We start from the raw sequence: 18,544 nt of genomic DNA on the forward strand, positions 1-18,544 counted from the left end.
TGTTCCTGCGCGACCAGGAAGAAAGCTGCCGGTGGCGACGATGTCGACACCGCCAAGCCGACTTCGATGCCCTTCAGCCGGGGCTATTCGGGTGAGCCGAACGGTTTCCGGACACCAGTGCGCCTCCGCGGGAATGACGGGGTTCCCGCCTTCGCGGGAATGACGAACCAGCCGGACCCCCGCCCTTGCCAAGTCGCCCCGACCCGCCCCATAATTCACCAGTTAGTGAATTAAAGCCCCGGAGAGTCCACCCATGGCCACCCAACGTCTCGGAATCATCATGCACGGCGTCACCGGACGCATGGGCATGAACCAGCACCTGATCCGCTCCATCGTCGCCATCCGCAACCAGGGCGGCGTCGCGCTGTCGAACGGCGACACGGTGATGCCCGACCCGATCCTGATCGGCCGCAACGCCGGCAAGATCGAGGCGCTCGCGCGCTCGCAGGGCATCGCCCGCTGGGGCACGGACCTCGACGCGGCGCTGGCCGACAAGGAAGACACGGTGTTCTTCGACGCCGGCACCACCCAGATGCGCCCGCAGCTGCTGGCCAGGGCGCTGCGTGCCGGCAAGCACGTGTACTGCGAAAAGCCCATCGCCACCACGCTGGGCGAGGCGGTGGAGATCGCGAAGATGGCCGAGAAGTCGGGCCTCAAGCACGGCGCCGTGCAGGACAAGCTGTTCCTGCCCGGCCTGCGCAAGCTGGACATGCTGCGCCGCGCCGGCTTCTTCGGCCGCATGCTGTCGCTGCGGCTGGAGTTCGGCTACTGGGTGTTCGAGGGCGACCTGCAGCCGATCCAGCGTCCGAGCTGGAACTACCGCGCCGAGGACGGCGGCGGGATGATCCTGGACATGATGTGCCACTGGCGCTACGTGCTGGACAACCTGTTCGGCCAGGTGAAGTCCATCTCCTGCCTGGGCGCCACCCACATCCCCGAGCGCTGGGACGAGAACGGCACCAAGTACCAGGCCACCGCCGACGACGCCGCCTATGCCATCGCCGAACTCGTCGGCCACAACGGCGAGCCGGTGATCGCGCAGCTGAACATGTCCTGGGCCACGCGCGTGCGCCGCGACGACCTGGTGACCTTCCACGTCGACGGCACGCACGGTTCCGCCGTCGCCGGCCTGCAGGAGTGCCGCGCCCAGAGCCGCGTGGCCACGCCGCGCCCGGTGTGGAACCCGGACGTGAAGCAGACCATGAACTTCTTCGACCAGTGGCAGGAGATCCCCGACAGCCAGGCCTACGACAACGGCTTCAAGATCCAGTGGGAGCACTTCATCCGCCACGTCGTGGAGGACGCGCCCTACCGCTGGACGCTGCCGGAAGGCGCCAAGGGCGTGCAACTGGTAGAGGCGGCCCTGCAAAGCTGGAAGGAACGTCGCTTCGTCGATGTCCCGCCCCTGTCGATCTGAGCACCGCGCCATGGCCATCACCCTGAAGCTGCCCACCCGCGACGGCACCCTGGAGGACTACACCCTGAGCGGCAGCGCTCCGGTGCAGCCCGAGCGCGGCGTCAAGTTCGACCGCATCGCCTATTCCGCCGCCCACGTGGTGGCCGACCCGCTGGCGGCCGTGGATCCCTGGATCGAGTCGGCCGTCGACTGGGACGCCACCATCGCCTACCGCCAGCGCCTCTGGTCGCTGGGCCTGGGCGTGGCCGAAGCCATGGACACCGCGCAGCGCGGCATGGGCCTGGACTGGCCCACTTCCCTGGAGCTGATCCGCCGCTCGCTGGACGCAGCCCGCGACGTCCCCGGTGCGTTGGTGGCTTGCGGCTGCGGCACCGACCACCTCGCTGCCGCGGAGGCCCATTCGATCGACGACGTGATCCGCGCCTACGAGGAGCAGATGGAAGCCATCGAGAAGCTCGGTGGCCGCCTGATCGTGATGGCGAGCCGGGCCCTGGCCCGGGTGGCGACGGGCCCGGCCGACTACGAGAAGGTCTACGGGCGCATCCTGTCACAGGCGAAACAGCCGGTGATCCTGCACTGGCTGGGCGACATGTTCGATCCGGCACTCGCAGGCTACTGGGGCACGCGCAACGTCGACGAAGCGATGGACACGGCGCTGGGCATCATCCACGCCCGCGCGTCCAAGGTCGACGGGATCAAGATCTCGCTGCTGGACAAGCACAAGGAAATCGCCATGCGCCGGCGCCTGCCCGCGGGCGTGCGCATGTACACGGGCGACGACTTCAACTACGCCGAGCTGATCGCCGGCGACGGCCATGGAAGCGACCCGGTGCAGGGCCGCAGCGACGCCCTGCTCGGGATCTTCGACGCCATCGCGCCGGCGGCGAGCGCCGCCCTGGGCGAGCTCGCCGCGGGCAACGTGATGCGCTTCCACGCCATCCTGGGCCCGACGGTGCCGCTGTCGCGCCACATCTTCGCGGCGCCCACCCGCTTCTACAAGACCGGCGTGGTGTTCATGGCCTGGCTCAATGGCCACCAGTCCCACTTCACCATGGTGGGCGGCCAGCAGAGTACGCGCAGCCTGCCGCACCTGGCGGAGCTCTTCCGCCTGGCGGATGCGGCCAACCTGCTGGAGCAGCCGGAGCTGGCCAGCCGGCGCATGAGGACGATGCTGGCGCTGCACGGGGTCGCGTGACGATGCGGGATTTTTCGCAGGACCACCGCTGGCTCTCGGTCAACACGGCCACGGTGCGCAAGTCGGGCGGCGAGGACCTTCCGCTGCCGCGGATCGTCGAGGCCTGCGTGGAGCGCGGCATCCGGGCGATCTCGCCCTGGCGCGACCAGGTGCAGGCGGCCGGCATCACCAAGGTCGCGAAGCTGGTGCGGGACCACGGCCTGAAGCTTTCCGGCTACTGCCGTGGCGGCATGTTCCCGGCCACCGACGCGCAGGGCCTGAAGGCGGCTCGCGAGGACAACCGGCGCGCCGTGGATGAAGCCGCGCAGCTGGGCGCCGCCTGCCTCGTGCTGGTGGTGGGCGGCCTGCCCGGCGCCTTGCAGGGCCAGCCCGCGCACAAGGACATCGCGCTGGCGCGCAACCAGGTCCGGGACGGCATCGGCGAGCTGCTGGAATATGCCCGCACCGCCAACCTGCCGCTGGCGATCGAGCCGCTGCACCCGATGTATGCGGCCGACCGGGCCTGCATCAACACGCTGGAGCAGGCGCTGGACGTCTGCGACGAGCTCGACCCGTATCGGTCCGGCAGCCTGGGCGTGGCCGTGGACGTGTACCACGTCTGGTGGGACCCGAAGCTGGAGCAGCAGATCCGGCGCGCGGGCCGCAGCCGCCTGCTGGCGTTCCATGTCTGCGACTGGCTCACGCCGACGACGGACCTGCTGAACGACCGCGGCATGATGGGCGACGGCGTGATCGACATCCCGCGCATCCGCGGCTGGGTGGAGGCGCAGGGCTTCGCCGGCTTCAGCGAGGTGGAGATCTTCTCCACCGGCAACTGGTGGCAGCGGCCGCACGCGGAGGTGCTGGACACCTGCATCGCGCGGCACAGGACGGCGGTGTAGGCGGCGGAAGGGGGTGACTCCCTCCGTCATCCGCGCAAAGGGATGTCTCGTCATCCCCGCGAAGGCGGGGATCCAGGGCTTCCTGGAGCGCGCGCAGCGCGCGTTCCGGCCCCCCACCTGCGCGGGGGTGACGGCCTTACCTCCTACTGCACCTGCTGCAGCGGCGCCCGCACCGGTGACGCCTGTGCGCTCTTCGGGCCGATGCCGGCTTCGATCTCGCCGGAGAGCTGGCCGCCCTCCTCGATCACCACCTTGCCGTAGCGGACCTTGCCCGTGACCTTGCCGGTCGAATAGATCACCAGCTTCTGGCGCACGGTGAGGTTGCCCTCGAACAGGCCGCGGATCTCCGCCACGTCGATCTCGGCGGAACCCTTGAAGGCACCGCGTTCGGAGATCTGGATCACGCGCGAGTCCATCGTGGCTTCCACCGAGCCTTCCACCACCAGGGTGTCGCAGTCGGTGATCTCCACTCCCTTGAGCTTGATGTTCGGGCCGACGGTCAGCTTGCTTTCGCCTTCCTTCACGACCGGGGCGGAGGCGGGCTGCGCCGGGGTGGCGGGGGCAGGCTGCTGGGCGCCGGCCACGGCGGCGGCGTTGGGGTTCGCTCCGGTGCGCGGATAGGTGTCCTCGCGCTTGTTGTTGTTGTTGAAGAAGGGGGACTGCAATGCCATGAAGCGTTCCTCTGAATCGATGAAATAGGAGAGAGAAGACCCGTGATCCTAGGCACCACATCCATTACATGTGCGACGGGTGGCGCAAGAAGGGTAACGAATGGCGTTGCGCCCGGCCGACGCGCGTGCGCGCCATTGGGCAAACCCCGCCCGAAGGTGCCTTGCGCGGCAGCGCCTCTCCCCTCACCATGTGGGTGAGGATGGAGGGAATCGCGATGAAGCACTGGGTGCGATGGGCGACGGCCGCGAGCCTGCTGGCCGCCACGATGGGTTTCGCGCGGGCGGAGACGCCACGCGAATTCGAGGTCAGCGCCTCCAACCTGCTGGTGGTGCTGCGCGAGTCGCCCGGCGCCAACAAGCAGGACGAGACGCTCACCCCGTTCGGCAAGATCAGCGCCAGGGCGGCCGATGGCCGCGAGTTCGAATTCGAGGCGAGCTGGTTCCAGTACCTCGGCGACATGCACCTGCGGCTGGTATTCGACGGCGAGCGGCGCGTGCAGAGCGCCTCCCCCGACGACCTGCAGCGCTTGCGCCTGAGCCCGGAGGAAGCCCTCGCGCAGGCCGTGGACAACCTGCGCCGCCGCTACGGCGAACCCGTTGCCCAGCCCTGGAGCGGCGGGCTGATGCAGGTCCACGGCAACGCCCCCGAGTTGGACAGCAGCTACTTCCTGGACCGCGAGTTCTGGGAAGAGCAGCTGCGGCGATCGCCATCGGGCATCGTGGCGGCCGTCCCGGGCCGCGGCGGCCTGGTGTTCGCGCGCGCCGACGACGACTCCGCCGTCGCCAGCCTGCGTTTCAGCGCCGCCGCCCTGTTCGCGAGCAACGATACGGCGCGGATCTCCTCCGGCCTGTACCTGTTCAAGGACGGACGCTGGTCGGTGTTCCAGCCGCCGCAGCCGCCCGGCGATTAAGGCGTCGCCAGGCGCCCGGCGACGCGGAAGCCGCCCGCGGGCTGCGGCGTCAGCACCACCATCTCTCCCATCGCGGGGGAGACGCCGGTCAGCGCCAGCACCGTCGATCCGTGCGTGACCAGGAACAGGTTGCCGCGCTCCGGCGCGCGTTGCACGACCTGGCGCAGGCGCGCGACCTGGGGCGCTTCCTGCGCGTGGCGACCGAACAGGTTGCCCAGCGCAGGCTCCACTTCGCCGCTGCGGCCGAACACCAGGCGCGCCGTTTCCAGGCAGCGGCACCAGGGGCTCGCCTGCAGGCCGGCCACCGGGATGGCGCGGCTGCGCAGGACGTCGCCGAGGCGCCGGGCGTGGGCGCGGCCCGGCTCGCTCAGGTTGCGCTGGGTGCTGCAGTCGTCCAGCTTCATGCCGGCCGGGTCGCCCACGCCGGGCTCCGTGCTGTCATGCCGCAGCAGCACGACCTGGCCGCCCGCACGCAGCAGGGACCACAGCGCATCGTCGGCGTGCCCCAGGGCGGGCGCGAGCGCACAAAGGACCAGCAGGCTTCGCAGCAGCGTCGAGCGCATGGGAATCTCCATGGTGCGGTGGACGGACCCGCATGCTACGCTGGCCGCATGAAGCGCCGCACGCTGCTGCAGTGGGCCGCGCTGGCCGCGCCCGGGATGGCCGCCGCGCAGCCGGGCCCGTCCACCCGCGCCATCCCCTCCTCCGGTGAGCCGATCCCGCGGGTCGGCCTGGGCACCTGGATCACCTTCAACGTCGGCAACGACCCGCCGGCGCGCGCCCATTGCGCGCAGGTCATGCGGGCCTTCTTCGAGGCCGGCGGCCGCCTGATCGATTCCTCGCCCATGTACGGCTCGTCGCAGGGCGTGGTCGGCGAGGGCCTGCGCTCGCTGGGCGCGCAGCAGCGCGTCTTCGCCGCCGACAAGGTCTGGACCGGCTCCGACGGCGCCGCGCAGCTCGAGACCTCGCTCGGGCTGTGGCAAGTGCCGCGCTTCGACCTGCTGCAGGTGCACAACCTGCTCGCCTGGGAAAAGCAGCTGCCCCTGCTGCAGAAGATGAAGGACGCAGGCCGGCTGCGCTACGTCGGCATCACCACCTCGGAGGGGCGCCGGCACCGCGAGTTCGAGCAGGTCATGCGCCAGCAGCGGCTCGATTTCGTGCAGTTCACGTACAACCTGCTGGACCGCGAAGCCGAGCAGCGCCTGCTGCCGCTGGCGGCGGAGCGCGGCCTCGCCGTGCTAATCAACCGCCCGTTCCAGGAGGGCGATCTGCTGCGGCGGCTGCAGCGCTTCCCGCTGCCACCGTGGGCGGGCGAGATCGGCTGCACGAGCTGGGCGCAGTTCGCGCTCAAGTTCGTGATCAGCCATCCGGCGGTGACCTGCGCGATCCCGGCCACCCGCCGCGTCGACCACGTGCGCGAGAACATGGCCGTCGCCCGGGGGTCCTGGCCCGACGCCGCGACCCGCCAGCGCATGGCCGCCTACGTCGCCGGGCTGTGAGCGTCGCAGCCTGCAGGTGTTCCTGATGCCGGAGTGGTGGACCTATGGGCTCTCCGACTTCCTGATGTTCTCGCCGCCGGTGTACTGGCGGCTGGTGGCCCGCTACAACGCAGCCTGGTGGCCGGCGCAGGGGCTGGCCGTCGCGGGCATGCTGGCCTTGGCGTTGTTGCTGCGCGGCGGCTCCGTCACGGGCGGGCGCCGTGCCCTGGCGCTTCTCGCCCTCGCCTGGGCCTGGGTTGCATGGGCCTTCTACTGGCGCCTGTATGCGGAGATCTTCCTGGCCGCACCGTGGCTGGCGGGCGCCTGCGCGGTGGAGGCCCTGCTGCTCCTGGCAGCCGCGGCGATGCCGGTGAAATCCGGTGTGCTGCCGGCACCGGGCGCGCCGTGCTGGATCCTGCTCGCCGCCGCCCTGTGCTACCCGCTGCTGGCGCCACTCACGGGGCACGCCTGGAGCGAGGCGGAGGTGGCCGGCTTCATGCCGGATCCGACCGCGCTGGCGACGGCCGGCGTGCTGGCCGGCTTGCGCCCCTGGCCGCAGTGGAGCCGCTGGCTGCTGGCCGTGGTGCCGGCCGTCTCGCTCCTGCTCGGCGCCGCCACCCGCTGGCTGATCGCGCAGTGAGCGCGCTCAGTACTGCACGCTGTAGCGGTAGCCGCGGAACTTGAGGACGGCGGACCGCGCGCGGATCTGCTCCACGAGCACGCCCGGCGCCGCCTCGGCGCCCTCGCCCACGACCTGCCCGCCGACGATCAGCATCCGCTGTCCCGGGTTCTCCGAGTACACGCCACCGGAGACCTGCAGCTTCGGCAGCTCGCGTTGCACGTCGGACGGCAGTTCGGAGGGCGCCAGCACGCGGTCCGCGGCGACAGCGGCGGGTGCGGATGGCGCGCGTGACACGGCGGGCGCGGCCGGCGCTTCCGGGGCCACGACGGGCGCCGGCGCTTTCACGACCGGGCGGTCCAGGGGGCGCTCCGCCGGCGGCAACGGCGGCGGTGCCGGCGGGCTCACCTCGGTGGCGACGGGCACGGCCGGCGGCGGCAACACCGCCACGGGCTTGGCCACCGGGGCGTTCGGCGGCGGCATGCCGAGATCGAGCGAGACGCGCGGCGCCGGCCGCAGCAGCAGGGCGACGGCGACCAGCACCGCCACGGCGGCGAGCGCCGCAACGACCCAGACCGGGACCCGGCGCGCCGTCTCCGCCGGCAGCGGCACGGGATGGGCATGGATGCCGCGGCCGGGGTCGCGCTCGCGTTCGGCGTCGGCACGGCGCAGGGCATCGAGGATGTAGGACATGCGCTCGGTTCTTCCTCAGGGTTCGGTGCGCAGGCGCGGTTCGTCGACGCCGCTGGCCCGGTTCAATTGCATGTAGGTGAGCGGACCGGGGCGGCCGTCCGGCGGCAGGCCCTGCGCGAGCTGGAACGAGCGCACGTCGGCGGCGAGCGCGGCATCGAAGACCGCCGGGCGCGTCGGCGCCGGAGCGCCGCGGGCCAGGGCGAGCCGGCTGGCGGTCCACTCCATGGTGGGGTCGGCCTGGCCCTGGCGCAACTTCTCGCCGTAGCCGGGAGGAACGCGCCACAGCGTGCCGAACTCGCCGTGCCAGCGCTGCGCCAGCGCCGCCAGCGTGACCGTCTGCTCGGTGCCGGCGGCGCGCAAGGTGGCGGTGCGGTCCGTGAGTCCGGCGAGGATCGCATAGGAGGGCTGGCCGGTGTCGCGGTCCAGGGTGACGATGCCCGGCCGACCGAGCTGGCGGATCATCGCCAGGCTCATGGTGCGGTTGAAGCACTGCACCTGGCGGCGCGCCAGTGCCGTGCAGGCGTCGCCCTCCTCCACCGGGATCTGCCAGCCCTGCGCCAGCTCGCGCCAGGCCTGCTGCTCGTCGCGCAGCAGCGTCGGCGGCACAGGCGCGGCGGCGGTGACTGGCGCGGAGGGCGTGGCGACTGCGGCGACCGCGACGGATGCGGCCGATGCGGCCGCTGCGGGCGGCGTGACCGGTGCGGCCGACGCCGACTCGGTGGCTGCCGGCCCGGTGGCGGCGACCCACACGGGCTCTGGCGGCGCACTCCGCACCGCCAGCGCCGCCGGCCCGCTCGCCTTGGGCGCCAGCGTGAACGTCCCGGGCAGCATCGGCATCGACACCTCGTCGGCGACCCGCGTGGCGGCGGCGAGCAGGCCGGCGCCCGCCACCAGCCCCAGCACGCCGGCCAGCGCGGCCCGCGGCCACGGACGCAGCGGCCCGCCGGCGCGCGGGAAGACTTCCTCCGCCGCCTCGGCCACCACCCGCCGCGTGACCTGGCCCTGCCCGTTGGCATAGGCGCCCAGGAGCGCGCGGTCGCACAGCAGGTTGATGCGGCGCGGCACGCCCCCGGTGGCGCGATGGATGCTGCGCAGCGCCGCGCGGTCGAAGGGCAGCGGCCGCTGCAGGCCGCACATCTCGAGCCGGTGGCGCACGTACTGCGCGCTTTCCGCCTCGCCCAGCGCGCGCAGGTGGTAGCGCGCGATCACGCGCTGCGCGAGCTGTTCGAGCTCCGGCCGGGCCAGCATGTCGCGCAGCTCGGGCTGGCCGATCAGGATGATCTGCAGCAGCTTGCGCTCGCTGGTCTCCAGATTGGTCAGCAGCCGCAGCTGCTCCAGCACCTCGGGCGCCAGGTTCTGCGCCTCGTCGATCACGAGCACGTTGTTGCGGCCGGCGGCATGCGAGTGCAGCAGGAAGGCATTGAGGGGATCGAGGTAGTCCTTGACGGTCGCGGCGCGCTGCGGCGGCGGCGTCACCGCGACGCCGAACTCGTGGCAGACCGTCTCGAGCAGCTCGATCACGGTCAGCTTGGGATTGAAGATGTAGGCGAGGTTGACGTGCGGCGGCACCTGCTCGAGGAAGGAGCGGCACACCGTGGTCTTGCCGGTGCCGATCTCGCCGGTGAGCAGCACGAAGCCGCCGCCGCCCTGGACGCCATACAGCAGGTGCGCGAGGGCTTCCCGGTGCTGTTCGCTCATGAACAGCAGGCGCGGATCCGGCGCGATGGAGAACGGCTCCTGCTTCAGCCCGAAATACGCGGCGTACATGCGCCTAGGATAACTCGGCCATGTAACAGTGTCGTGGGGGGCAACCCCCGCCGACTGACGTGCGTCAGGCGAAGGCGAGGCGCTGCGGCGAACGCCAGCGGCGCCATGCGCGTGGCCGGCTGCAAGGCCGCAGCCCGCCACCGGACACAGGCTCTACACTTCGCGCCGTGGCCACCATCCGAAGCGCCGGCTTGCTGATGTTCCGACGCCGTGCCGGCGCGGTGGAGGTCCTGCTCGCCCATCCCGGCGGGCCGTTCTGGGTCCGCCGGGACATCGCCTCCTGGACCCTGCCCAAGGGCGAGATCGGCCTCGACGAGGATCCGCTCGCCGCCGCCCAGCGCGAGTTCCGGGAGGAAACCGGCTTCGAGAGCACCCCGCCCTTCCTGCCCCTGGGTGAACTGCGGCAGAAGAGCGGCAAGCGCATCACCGCGTGGGCGTTCGAAGGCGATGCCGATCCGTCGCTGCTCGTGAGCAACCTGTTCGAGATGGAGTGGCCGCCGCGCTCGGGCCGCATGCAGGCCTTCCCCGAGATCGACCGCGTGCGCTGGTTCGCGCCCGGGGAGGCGCGGCAGAAGCTCATCGCCGGGCAGGCCCCTTTCGTCGATGCGCTCCTGCAGACGCTGGGCGCTCAACCCACCGGCGCGCTGCCCGCCACGCCGGCCTGACGCCGCTCAGGCGCGGCTGTCCTGCGCGGACTCGGCCGCGTCGTGCTGCTCCGCCACCGGCGGCGGCGCCTGCGTGTGCTGCGTGATCCAGTCGATGATCCGCTCGGCGGCGTCCTGCCGCACCGAAGGCGCGCCCTCGCCGAGGAAGTGGTGGTCCTCGCCCGGGTAAAGCACGAGTTCGGCCTCCGTGCTGCCCGCGCGCATGAGGCTCACGAACAGTTCCTCCGACTGGCACTTCGGGCAGCGCTCGTCGCTGGCGCCCTGCATGAACAGGGTGGGGGTGGTCGCCCTCTCCACGTGCGCCATCGGCGACAGCGCCTTCGCGAGTTTCCGGTCGAAGCGCTCGCCGCTGCCCATGTAGTAGGGATCCGCGTAGTAGCCGCCATCGGAGGTGCCGTAGTGCGTCTCGATGTTGCCCACCGGCGCCATCACCACCGCGGCGCGGAACTGCGCCGTCTGCCCGATCGCCCAGGCGCTGAGATAGCCGCCGTACGATTTGCCGGCGATGGCCAGGCGCTCGTCGCACACGCCCTCGTCACGCAGTTGCCGCACCGCGGCCAGGTGCTGCGGCAGGTCGTACTCGCCCCAGTGGCCGGCCAGGCGGTCGCAGAACTCGCGCCCGTAGCTGGCCGAGCCCACGGCATTGAGTGCCAGCACCGCCCAGCCGCGCGCGCACAGCACCTGCCAGTAGATGTTGGTGTCGAAACCCAGCAGGGCATAGCTCGCCGGTCCGCCGTGCACGTCGTTGAGCAGTGGCAGCGGGCCGGCGCTGCCTTCGGCGCGCAGCAGCCAGCCCTCGATCTTCTCCGTGCCGCCGCGGCCGTCCGGCACCTGGAACTCCCAGGTTTCCGCCAGGATGGGCGTGCGGTCCTTCCACCACGGGTTGAAGTCGCTCAGCTGGCGCTCGCTGCCGTCGGCGGGACACGCATGCACCTCGCTGGGCTGCGAGGGATGGTCGACGGTGTAGACCAGGGTGTCCCCCGCGGCAACGAAGGCCCCGAGCTGGCGGTGCCCCGCGACCAGCACCTCGACCTGCCCGTCCGGCACCGGGACGCGCACGACGTGGTGCCGGCCGCGGTGCGCGCGGATGAACAGCACGCTGTTGCCGTCCGCGCTCCAGCGCACGGACGTGGGATCGGCGACCTGCAGGTCGGCGTCGCCGACGCGCCGGATCTTGCCGCTGGCGAATTCCAGCACCCAGAGATTGGTCTGCGCGTCGCCCTCGTCCGCGGTGGCGCTGAAGGCGATCCAGCGGCCGTCGGGCGACCACGCCGGGCTCATCACGGTGGCGAACTCCTGCGTGAGCTGGCGCGCCCGGCTGCCGTCGGCGTCGGCCACCCAGAGGTCCGTGCGGTGCGCGAAGCGGCCCTCGCGGGTGCGGGCGTAGGCGAGGTGGCGGCCGTTGGGAGAGACGGCGAAGGCAAGCACGTCGAACGGGCCATCGGTGAGCTGCCGATGTTCGCCGCTGCGCACGTCGAGGTGGAACAGGTGGATCTCGCGCCTGAGCATGTAGCCCATGCCGTCGCTCTTGTACGGCAGCTTCCAGGCCACCTCCGGCTGCACCTGGCGCTCCTTCGGCTTGCGGCCTTGCGGGCGGGCGCCGCGCCAGTCGGGATCGACCGTGACCGGGGCGGCGACGAGCAGGGCCTTGCCGTCGGGGAACCAGCGCAGGTCGGAAGGCGGCCCCGGCAGCTGGCCGAGCGGCGCTGCCTCGCCGCCTTCACGCGGCAGCAGGTGGAGCCGCGGCGCGCCGCCGCGGCTGGAGATGAAAGCGAGCTGCGCGCCGTCGGGCGACCAGCGCGGCGTGTTGTCCTTGCCGGGTCCGCGCGTGAGCTGGCGCGGCGGCCCCCCGTCCAGGGGAACCGCCCAGATGCAGGACAGGTAGTCGTCGTTCTCGCGGTCCACCGAGCGCACCGTGCAGGCGACGCACCGGCCATCGGCCGCGGCGTCCAGCTCGGTCACCTTCTGGTGGAGGTACAGGTCTTCGACAGTGAAGGCTTGCGGCATGACACGATGGTCGCCCTTGCCTGCGCTGCGACCTGTAGGACGCAGGCGGCAGGCACACGGGCGCTGCCGCACAAGCGCGAAGGTCAGGCCGCGGCGTAGGCGGGCTGGCGCGCCGGGGTGGCGACCAGCGCAGGCTCGACCAGCAGATCGTCCTCTTCCTCTTCCACTGCGACGATGGACTCTCTGCGGCTGGCATGGTCCCAGGCAGCGCGGATGGCCTGCATCGCCTCTTCCACGCTCAGGCAGGAATCGCCCTTGATGCGCACCCAGTTGGCGCACAGCGACTTCTCCGCCTCCTCGAAGCGGCCGCCGTACTGCGCGTAGCCGATGTAGCCGACGCAGTAGGCCGGGGCGTAGTCGTCATAGCTGCATTCGGCCCGGTAGTACGGCTCGGCCCAGTAGGCCTGCTGCCAGTGCGCGTCCTCGCGCTGCGGATCGACGAGCCCGTCGATGCGGATCTCCGGCTCGTCTGCCTGTTCTTTCCATTCGTCTTGCATCGTGGCGGTCATGGCCCTCTCCGTGATTTGCTGCTGGAAAGGATGATCGCGAAGCCGGCTGCCCGGCCGCGTAGGACAGGCTGTTCGCGCTGCTGTCGGAACGCGCACCCGCACCGTGCAGGCGGCGCCCCCGGCCAGCCGCGCGACGCCGGCCATTGCGCTGAGTCATGTCGCCCCTGCGCTTTGCGCCGGTCGCGCCAGCGCCGATACTCCTCGCCTCATCGGAGGCACGCATGGAAATCAGCGACAAGGTGGTGGTGGTGACGGGCGGCGCCAGCGGCATCGGCGCCGGGCTGGCCCAACGCTTCGCGCGCGAGGGCGCGCGCGGCGTCGTGGTGGCGGACGTGAACCTCGAACGCGCGCAGGGCGTGGCGCGGGCCATCGGGCCGATGGCCGTCGCGGCGCACTGCGACGTGAGCCGGGAGGCCGACATCCAGGCGCTGGTGCAGCTGGCGCGCGAGCGCTTCGGCCGCATCGACGTGTATTGCTCCAATGCCGGCATCCTCGGGCGCATCGGCGGCATCGAGCTGGAAGACGCGCTGTGGGACAAGATGTGGCAGGTGCACGGCATGGCGCACGTCTGGGCCGCGCGCGCGGTGATCCCCGAAATGCTGGAACGCGGCGAGGGCTACTTCCTGGTTACCGCGTCGGCCGCCGGGCTCCTGAACATCGTCGAGACGCCGGCCTATGGCGTGACCAAGCACGCCGCGGTGGCCTTCGCCGAGTGGCTGCGCATCGCCTACGGGCGCAAGGGCATCCGCGTGTCCTGCCTGTGCCCGCAATCCGTGCAGACCGACATGACGCGCGACGGCACCGGATCGGCCGCGGTGAATGGCGTGCTCTTGCCGGAACAGGTGGCCGAGGTGGTGGTGCAGACCCTGCGCGAGGAACGCTTCCTCGCCCTGCCCCACCCCGAAGTCGCGCAGTACTTCCTGGCCAAGGCGCAGGACTACGACCGCTGGCTGGGCGGCATGCAGAAGCTGTACGCCCAGCACATGCAGCAGTCCTAACGCCCCAACAGACCGGCGAGCCCCGTGATGATCAGGTACAGGGCGATGATGTAGTTCAGCAGCTTGGGCATGATCAGGATCAGGACGCCGGCGATCAGCGCTGCGACGGGGCCGAGGTGCTGGATGTATTGCATGGGGCGGGCTCCACGGAGGGGGAGCCGCAGTATCCGCCGCCGCTGCCCGGCCGGGGGCCGATTGACCCAGCGCAATCCCCTACCGCCCTCGGCTTCCCAGAATGGGCGCATGGCCAAGATATTCCCGATCCGGCCCGCCCACCCGGAACGCACCTGCTGGGGCTGTGATCGTTACTGCGCCGCCGACCAGATGATCTGCGGCAACGGCACCGAGCGCACCCAGCACCCCATCGAGACCTTCGGCGAAGGCTGGGAGCGCGAGGGGCTCGACCCGCTGCGCCCCGCCGACGCGGCCGCGAAAGCCTAGGAAGCCGTCAACGGATGGCCCGCGGCGGCCCACTCCGGCCGCTCGTCGCGCTCGCTGTCGATCACGACCAGGTAACGGCCCGCGAAGGGCAGCGCCTCGCCCGTGGGCGTCACGCCGTCCTTGCGGCCCGCGTCGAGGACGCCGAACTGGTCCAGGAAGGCGACCAGCCCCGGCGGCAGCAGCACGCAGCCGTCGGATTGCACCTGCCCGAGCAGCGCCCCGGTGCGCCCCGTGGCCGCGCGCGCCTGCAGCCGCAAGTCGGTGAATGCGCCCGGGCGGCCGGTGCGCGTGCGCTGGCGGCCGAAGTCGTACACGCGCGAGGTCATCCGCCGGCCGTACTCGACCTGCTTCTGGGCGAACACGCCCTGCGGCGTCTGCACGCAGCCGGCCTGCTCGGGGTCGCCGGTGGAGGCCGGCGACGCGCCGATCAGCTCATAGCGCCCCGGCAGCAGGCGCCAGAACAGGAAAGCCGTCTGCACCGCCGGACAGGCGTCGACCACCAGCATGTACTGCGGCCCCGACGGCAGATCGCGGAAGCCCGCCAGTTCGCTTTCCGCCAGGCCGCCGTAGATCAGGACCTCGTTGCCGGGCACGTGCAGTTGCCGGTCCACCAGCGCCGCGTAACGCCGCGCCAGGTCGCGCGGCGTGCACACGCCGTCGGCCCAGGCCCCCAGCGGCGCGAGTGCCGCGGTGGCGGAAAGCAGCAGGCTGCGCCTGCGGATGCCGGGGGAGGAAGGATGCTGCGACATGCGATCCATTCTGTGGACCGCACCCCGGCGCCGCCTTGCGCTGCGTCAACCCTCGTCTTGCGCTGCGTCAAGCGCCGCGAGCCTACGTGGCGGTGATGTGGCGCTCGCGGATCACGGCGCCGTAGCGGCGGCTGTCTTCGCGCATCACGGTCTCGAACTGCGCCGGCGTCATCGGCGTGGGCTCCGCCGCCAGGGTGGCGATCTGCGCCTTCACGTTCGGCTGTACCAATGCCGCGTTCACCTCGCGATTGAGCCGCTCGATGACGGCCGCCGGCGTGCCCGCCGGTGCATAGAGGCCGTGCGTGGTGCCGGCATCGAAGCCCTTGAGCCCGGCCTCCGACAGCGTCGGCACGTCCGGATAGAGCGGCGAGCGCTGCGGCGCCCCGACGGCGAGCAGCTTGAGCTTGCCCGCCTTGACCTGCTGCAGCGCGATGCCGGGATCGAAGTAGAAGTCGATCTGGCCGGCCAGCAGGTCCTGCAGCGCCAGCGAAGCGCCGCGGTACGGCACGTGCACGGCGAACACGCCGGCCTGGCCCTTGAGCATCTCGCCCGCGAGGTGCAGCCCGGTGGCATTGCCGGCCGAGCCGTAGGTCACCTTGCCCGGATGCGCCTTGAGGTAGGCGAGGAATTCGCGCACGTTGCCGGCCGGGAAGTCGCCGCGCGTGACCAGGAACAGGTTCAGGCGCGCCACTGCGGCCACGGGCACGAGGTCGCGCGCCGCATCGAAAGGCATCTTCGCGAACACGTGCGGATTGGTCGTGATCGTGCTGCCGGCCGTCATCAGCAGCGTGTAGCCGTCCGGCGGCGCCTTGGCCACCAGTTCGGCACCGATCATGCCGCTGGCGCCGGCGCGATTGTCGATCACCACCGGCTGCCCCAGCGCCTGCTGCATCGGCAGCGCGATCGCCCGCACCAGCGCGTCGGGCGAACTGCCGGCGGGGAAGTTGCACACCACCTTGACCGGACGCGCCGGGTACGCCTCCCCTTGCGCGAAGCCCGTGCCGGGCAAGGCGAGACCGGAAGCCAGCGCACCGGCCGCCTGCGCGAGAAAGCTGCGGCGGCCGTGCCGGATCGGGGATGCATTCATCTGCGGCTCCTTAGGCATGCACCGGCAGGCCGGTGAAGTTTTCCGAGAACTCCAGCCGGCCGGGAACGGTGGTGGTCATGTATTCCAGGTCCGCGCGCTGCAGGCGGCGCACGAACGCGTTCTCGCCGGGGAACTGGTGCACCCTCGTGCAGAGGCCGGCGGAAAAGCGCTGCACCAGCCACATGCGCTGCAGGCAGACGTCGGAGTAGCGGTCCAGCGCGTCGTCGCGCCCCGTGGCGTAGCGCTCGGCGAGTGCGCGGGCCAGCACCTTCACGTCGGCCAGCGCCGAATTGAGCCCCTTGGCACCGGTGGGCGGCACGATGTGCGCGGCGTCGCCGGCGAGGAACAGGCGCCCATAGCGCATCGGCTCGGCGAGGAAGCTGCGCATGGCCGTCACGCCCTTCTGGGTGATGGTGCCTTCGTTGATCGGGGGCAGGCCGGGGACGTCCAGGCGCTGGTGCAGCTCGGACCAGATGCGATCGTCCGACCAGTTGTCGGGGTCGTCGCCGGGATCGCACTGCAGGTACAGGCGCGTGACGGTCGGCGAGCGGATGCTCATCATCGCGAAGCCGTCCTCGTGGCAGCCCCAGGTGACGTGCTCGATCGCGGGCCTGGCCTCGGCCAGGATGCCGAGCCAGCCGAAGGGATAGATGCGGTCGTAGACCGTCAGCCGCTCGGCCGGGATCGCCGCGCGGCAGATGCCGCGGAAGCCGTCGCAACCGGCGACGTAATCGCATTCGAGCTGCAGCGGCTCGCCCTCGCGCTCGTAGTGGATCACGGGACGCTCGCGCTCGAGGCCTTCGATGCGCGTGACGGGGGCGTCGTAGAGCACCGGCTGCCCGCTGCGTTCCCGCGCCGCCATCAGGTCCGTCACCACCTCGTGCTGCGGGTACACCCAGGTGTTGCGGCCGCAGACCGCCTCGAAGTCGATCGGGTGCGATGCGCCGCCGAAGCGGAAATCGATCGCGCGCTGCTTGAGCCCCAGCTTGTCCACCCGCTCGCCGACACCCGCCTCGCGCATCATCTCCACCGTGCCCTGCTCCAGCACGCCGGCGCGCAGCCGCGTGCGCACGTGCTCCTGGCTGGCGCGCTCCACGATGACGGATTCGATGCCCTGCAGGTGCAGCATCTGCGCCAGCATCAGCCCCGCCGGCCCGGCGCCGACGATGCCCACCTGGGTGCGCATCACGCCGGCTCCTCGAAGGTGATCAGGCCCATGCCGGTGGTCATGGGCGCGTAGTAGTTGCGGTGCACCCGCCTGGCTTGCGGCGACAGCGCCCCGCGCATCACCAGCCACATGATCAGCTCGATGCCCTCGACTCCGTACTTCTCCATCATGGTCTGGTGCGTCATGGCGGCGAGGCTGTCGGGGTCGCGCTCCAGCGCGTCGAGGAAGGCCTGGTCCTCCTGCGGGTTCATCGCGCCGAAGTGCGGGCCGGTCAGCTGGTGCGACATGCCACCGGTGCCGATGATGGCCACGCGCAGGTCCTGCGGATAGCTCTCGACCGCGCGCCGGATCGCCTGGCCCAGGCGATGGCAGCGCCGCGCCGTCGGCAGCGGATGCTGCAGCACGTTCACTTCCAGCGGCACCGAGGCGACCGGCCAGCCGCCTTCGAGCGGATCGAAGCACAGGTGCATGGGCACCAGGAAGCCGTGCTCCACCGCCAGTTCCTGGCAGATCGTCAGGTCGAACTCGTCGTACACGAGCGAGCGGCACAAGTGCTGCGAGAACGCGAGTTCCCCGCGGATGGGGGGCAGCGGCCGCACGCCGAAGCCTTCGTCGGCGATCGCATAGCGGTCCGCGCAGCCGACGGCGAAGGTGGGGTACTTGTCGAAGAAGAAGTCGGCGCCGTGGTCGTTGTAGACCATGATGCAGACATCGGACCGCACGCCGCGCAGCCACTCGCGCACCGGGACGAAGGCGTCGAAGAGCGGCTTCCAGGCCGGCGTGGCCGTCTTGCCGCGGTCGTACGCGCCGCCGATGGAGGGGACATGGGAGGTGCCGATGCCGGCGACGATGCGGGCCATCAGGTCGCTCCCGGGTCGTTGCGGGTGGCCAGGAACTGCTCGTAGCTTTCGCCGCGCATCCTGGCGCCCATCTTGTAGAGGCCGTTGCCGGTGACCGCGCCCAGCTTGAGCAGGAAGTAGATGTTGCCGCCGGCGGCCAGCAGGCCGGTGAAATCGCGCGCGCGCACCAGCTGCTTTTCTTCCTCGGCCAGGTGGTGCGCCGCCATGAAGGCTTCCTCGTCGCGCTGGAACGCCTCGCGCTGGGCCGCCTGCGACAGCGCGTTGCACATCTTGTTGATGCGATAGCCGCGCCAGGAGTTCGCGAGGTCGAAGACCTCGGAGCCCTGGATGCGGACGCCGGGCGTGAGTTGCTGCGTTGACATCCGACAGGCCAAGTGGAAGAGCGGCCCAGTCTACGGGTGCATCCGCCTGTCTTCATCGGGGATGGC

21 protein-coding genes are annotated in these 18,544 nt (G+C 71.2%); 9 read left to right on the plus strand and 12 right to left on the minus strand.

Annotated elements, in window-relative coordinates; all coding sequences use genetic code 11:
• Window positions 1–253 precede the first annotated feature (253 nt).
• The 3 genes from JI746_RS23040 to JI746_RS23050 are packed head-to-tail and all read left to right on the plus strand — an operon-like array spanning window position 254 to window position 3,493.
• Entirely contained in the window at window positions 254–1,417 is a 1,164-nt protein-coding gene (locus JI746_RS23040) for a Gfo/Idh/MocA family protein (RefSeq protein WP_201692637.1), read from the plus strand.
• A 10-nt stretch (window positions 1,418–1,427) separates the two neighbouring features.
• Window positions 1,428–2,612, plus strand: a complete 1,185-nt coding sequence (locus tag JI746_RS23045) for a dihydrodipicolinate synthase family protein (RefSeq protein WP_201692638.1) — start codon at window positions 1,428–1,430, stop codon at window positions 2,610–2,612.
• Between the two features lie 2 nt (window positions 2,613–2,614).
• Window positions 2,615–3,493, plus strand: a complete 879-nt coding sequence (locus JI746_RS23050) for a sugar phosphate isomerase/epimerase family protein (RefSeq protein ID WP_201692639.1) — start codon at window positions 2,615–2,617, stop codon at window positions 3,491–3,493.
• Between the two features lie 143 nt (window positions 3,494–3,636).
• Here the strand turns inward: JI746_RS23050 and JI746_RS23055 are convergent, their stop codons facing one another.
• Entirely contained in the window at window positions 3,637–4,164 is a 528-nt protein-coding gene (locus JI746_RS23055; protein ID WP_201692640.1) for a bactofilin family protein, read from the minus strand.
• A 215-nt stretch (window positions 4,165–4,379) separates the two neighbouring features.
• On the opposite strand from JI746_RS23055, the gene JI746_RS23060 reads away from it, so the two are divergent.
• Complete coding sequence (locus JI746_RS23060) at window positions 4,380–5,075, plus strand: hypothetical protein (RefSeq protein ID WP_201692641.1); 696 nt, start codon at window positions 4,380–4,382, stop codon at window positions 5,073–5,075.
• On the opposite strand, the gene JI746_RS23065 is transcribed toward JI746_RS23060, so the two are convergent.
• The gene (locus tag JI746_RS23065) at window positions 5,072–5,638 is read right to left on the minus strand and encodes a histidine phosphatase family protein (RefSeq protein WP_236600069.1); all 567 of its coding nucleotides are present in this window, start codon (window positions 5,636–5,638) and stop codon (window positions 5,072–5,074) included. The two genes, JI746_RS23060 and JI746_RS23065, sit on opposite strands and share 4 nt — an antisense overlap.
• Window positions 5,639–5,686: 48 nt before the next feature.
• Between JI746_RS23065 and JI746_RS23070 the strand changes: the two genes are divergently transcribed.
• Window positions 5,687–6,574, plus strand: coding sequence for an aldo/keto reductase (locus JI746_RS23070; protein ID WP_201692643.1), 888 nt, complete (start codon window positions 5,687–5,689; stop codon window positions 6,572–6,574).
• A 25-nt stretch (window positions 6,575–6,599) separates the two neighbouring features.
• Window positions 6,600–7,193 (plus strand): DUF6064 family protein, encoded by a 594-nt coding sequence (locus JI746_RS23075; RefSeq protein ID WP_201692644.1) that lies wholly within the window; start codon window positions 6,600–6,602, stop codon window positions 7,191–7,193.
• 6 nt (window positions 7,194–7,199) lie between these two features.
• On the opposite strand, the gene JI746_RS28085 is transcribed toward JI746_RS23075, so the two are convergent.
• Both JI746_RS28085 and JI746_RS23085 read right to left on the minus strand, forming a co-directional pair.
• On the minus strand, window positions 7,200–7,865 hold the full coding sequence (locus JI746_RS28085) for a general secretion pathway protein GspB (protein ID WP_201692645.1): 666 nt from the start codon (window positions 7,863–7,865) through the stop codon (window positions 7,200–7,202).
• Window positions 7,866–7,880: 15 nt separating this feature from the next.
• Window positions 7,881–9,632: an ExeA family protein gene (locus JI746_RS23085; protein ID WP_201692646.1), complete on the minus strand. Its 1,752-nt coding sequence runs from the start codon at window positions 9,630–9,632 to the stop codon at window positions 7,881–7,883.
• 167 nt (window positions 9,633–9,799) lie between these two features.
• Between JI746_RS23085 and JI746_RS23090 the strand changes: the two genes are divergently transcribed.
• Window positions 9,800–10,297, plus strand: a complete 498-nt coding sequence (locus JI746_RS23090; RefSeq protein ID WP_201692647.1) for an NUDIX domain-containing protein — start codon at window positions 9,800–9,802, stop codon at window positions 10,295–10,297.
• Between the two features lie 6 nt (window positions 10,298–10,303).
• On the opposite strand, the gene JI746_RS23095 is transcribed toward JI746_RS23090, so the two are convergent.
• Both JI746_RS23095 and JI746_RS23100 read right to left on the minus strand, forming a co-directional pair.
• A complete protein-coding gene (locus JI746_RS23095) occupies window positions 10,304–12,304 on the minus strand; it encodes a S9 family peptidase (RefSeq protein ID WP_201692648.1) in 2,001 nt (666 codons plus the stop codon).
• A gap of 83 nt (window positions 12,305–12,387) precedes the next feature.
• A complete protein-coding gene (locus JI746_RS23100) occupies window positions 12,388–12,813 on the minus strand; it encodes a hypothetical protein (protein WP_201692649.1) in 426 nt (141 codons plus the stop codon).
• Between the two features lie 221 nt (window positions 12,814–13,034).
• On the opposite strand from JI746_RS23100, the gene JI746_RS23105 reads away from it, so the two are divergent.
• Window positions 13,035–13,811: an SDR family oxidoreductase gene (locus JI746_RS23105; protein ID WP_201692650.1), complete on the plus strand. Its 777-nt coding sequence runs from the start codon at window positions 13,035–13,037 to the stop codon at window positions 13,809–13,811.
• On the opposite strand, the gene JI746_RS23110 is transcribed toward JI746_RS23105, so the two are convergent.
• Window positions 13,808–13,945 (minus strand): DUF3096 domain-containing protein, encoded by a 138-nt coding sequence (locus tag JI746_RS23110; protein ID WP_201692651.1) that lies wholly within the window; start codon window positions 13,943–13,945, stop codon window positions 13,808–13,810. The genes JI746_RS23105 and JI746_RS23110 overlap by 4 nt on opposite strands.
• 109 nt (window positions 13,946–14,054) lie before the next feature.
• Here JI746_RS23110 and JI746_RS23115 point away from each other — a divergent pair, with 109 nt between their 5' ends.
• The gene (locus JI746_RS23115) at window positions 14,055–14,252 is read left to right on the plus strand and encodes a DUF3079 domain-containing protein (RefSeq protein ID WP_201692652.1); all 198 of its coding nucleotides are present in this window, start codon (window positions 14,055–14,057) and stop codon (window positions 14,250–14,252) included.
• Here the strand turns inward: JI746_RS23115 and JI746_RS23120 are convergent.
• From JI746_RS23120 to JI746_RS23140, 5 genes are all read right to left on the minus strand, one after another.
• Window positions 14,249–15,001 carry a hypothetical protein gene (locus tag JI746_RS23120; protein ID WP_201692653.1) on the minus strand — a complete coding sequence of 251 codons (753 nt, stop codon included), beginning with the start codon at window positions 14,999–15,001 and terminating at the stop codon, window positions 14,249–14,251. The two genes, JI746_RS23115 and JI746_RS23120, sit on opposite strands and share 4 nt — an antisense overlap.
• Before the next feature lie 82 nt (window positions 15,002–15,083).
• On the minus strand, window positions 15,084–16,088 hold the full coding sequence (locus JI746_RS23125) for a Bug family tripartite tricarboxylate transporter substrate binding protein (RefSeq protein WP_201692654.1): 1,005 nt from the start codon (window positions 16,086–16,088) through the stop codon (window positions 15,084–15,086).
• A 10-nt stretch (window positions 16,089–16,098) separates the two neighbouring features.
• Entirely contained in the window at window positions 16,099–17,274 is a 1,176-nt protein-coding gene (locus JI746_RS23130) for a 4-hydroxybenzoate 3-monooxygenase (protein WP_201692770.1), read from the minus strand.
• On the minus strand, window positions 17,274–18,116 hold the full coding sequence (locus JI746_RS23135; RefSeq protein WP_201692655.1) for a class III extradiol dioxygenase family protein: 843 nt from the start codon (window positions 18,114–18,116) through the stop codon (window positions 17,274–17,276). The genes JI746_RS23130 and JI746_RS23135 overlap by 1 nt, the downstream gene beginning before the upstream one ends.
• The gene (locus JI746_RS23140; protein ID WP_201692656.1) at window positions 18,116–18,478 is read right to left on the minus strand and encodes a protocatechuate 3,4-dioxygenase; all 363 of its coding nucleotides are present in this window, start codon (window positions 18,476–18,478) and stop codon (window positions 18,116–18,118) included. The genes JI746_RS23135 and JI746_RS23140 overlap by 1 nt, the downstream gene beginning before the upstream one ends.
• Window positions 18,479–18,544: the final 66 nt, after the last annotated feature.

Origin of the sequence: Ramlibacter alkalitolerans (assembly GCF_016722765.1) — a bacterium.
Classification (GTDB): domain Bacteria; phylum Pseudomonadota; class Gammaproteobacteria; order Burkholderiales; family Burkholderiaceae_C; genus Ramlibacter; species Ramlibacter alkalitolerans.

What these genes read in the sequence shown, in the direction of transcription:
- JI746_RS23100 (WP_201692649.1), bottom strand. Translation starts at nt 12,813, where the DNA reads ATGACCGCCACGATGCAAGACGAATGGAAAGAACAGGCAGACGAGCCG.
- JI746_RS23060 (WP_201692641.1), top strand. Translation starts at nt 4,380, where the DNA reads ATGAAGCACTGGGTGCGATGGGCGACGGCCGCGAGCCTGCTGGCCGCC.
- JI746_RS23140 (WP_201692656.1), bottom strand. Translation starts at nt 18,478, where the DNA reads ATGTCAACGCAGCAACTCACGCCCGGCGTCCGCATCCAGGGCTCCGAG.
- JI746_RS23065 (WP_236600069.1), bottom strand. Translation starts at nt 5,638, where the DNA reads ATGCGCTCGACGCTGCTGCGAAGCCTGCTGGTCCTTTGTGCGCTCGCG.
- JI746_RS23125 (WP_201692654.1), bottom strand. Translation starts at nt 16,088, where the DNA reads ATGAATGCATCCCCGATCCGGCACGGCCGCCGCAGCTTTCTCGCGCAG.
- JI746_RS23115 (WP_201692652.1), top strand. Translation starts at nt 14,055, where the DNA reads ATGGCCAAGATATTCCCGATCCGGCCCGCCCACCCGGAACGCACCTGC.
- JI746_RS23040 (WP_201692637.1), top strand. Translation starts at nt 254, where the DNA reads ATGGCCACCCAACGTCTCGGAATCATCATGCACGGCGTCACCGGACGC.
- JI746_RS23130 (WP_201692770.1), bottom strand. Translation starts at nt 17,274, where the DNA reads ATGCGCACCCAGGTGGGCATCGTCGGCGCCGGGCCGGCGGGGCTGATG.
- JI746_RS23105 (WP_201692650.1), top strand. Translation starts at nt 13,035, where the DNA reads ATGGAAATCAGCGACAAGGTGGTGGTGGTGACGGGCGGCGCCAGCGGC.
- JI746_RS23095 (WP_201692648.1), bottom strand. Translation starts at nt 12,304, where the DNA reads ATGCCGCAAGCCTTCACTGTCGAAGACCTGTACCTCCACCAGAAGGTG.
- JI746_RS28085 (WP_201692645.1), bottom strand. Translation starts at nt 7,865, where the DNA reads ATGTCCTACATCCTCGATGCCCTGCGCCGTGCCGACGCCGAACGCGAG.
- JI746_RS23085 (WP_201692646.1), bottom strand. Translation starts at nt 9,632, where the DNA reads ATGTACGCCGCGTATTTCGGGCTGAAGCAGGAGCCGTTCTCCATCGCG.
- JI746_RS23135 (WP_201692655.1), bottom strand. Translation starts at nt 18,116, where the DNA reads ATGGCCCGCATCGTCGCCGGCATCGGCACCTCCCATGTCCCCTCCATC.
- JI746_RS23110 (WP_201692651.1), bottom strand. Translation starts at nt 13,945, where the DNA reads ATGCAATACATCCAGCACCTCGGCCCCGTCGCAGCGCTGATCGCCGGC.
- JI746_RS23055 (WP_201692640.1), bottom strand. Translation starts at nt 4,164, where the DNA reads ATGGCATTGCAGTCCCCCTTCTTCAACAACAACAACAAGCGCGAGGAC.
- JI746_RS23050 (WP_201692639.1), top strand. Translation starts at nt 2,615, where the DNA reads ATGCGGGATTTTTCGCAGGACCACCGCTGGCTCTCGGTCAACACGGCC.
- JI746_RS23070 (WP_201692643.1), top strand. Translation starts at nt 5,687, where the DNA reads ATGAAGCGCCGCACGCTGCTGCAGTGGGCCGCGCTGGCCGCGCCCGGG.
- JI746_RS23075 (WP_201692644.1), top strand. Translation starts at nt 6,600, where the DNA reads ATGCCGGAGTGGTGGACCTATGGGCTCTCCGACTTCCTGATGTTCTCG.
- JI746_RS23045 (WP_201692638.1), top strand. Translation starts at nt 1,428, where the DNA reads ATGGCCATCACCCTGAAGCTGCCCACCCGCGACGGCACCCTGGAGGAC.
- JI746_RS23120 (WP_201692653.1), bottom strand. Translation starts at nt 15,001, where the DNA reads ATGTCGCAGCATCCTTCCTCCCCCGGCATCCGCAGGCGCAGCCTGCTG.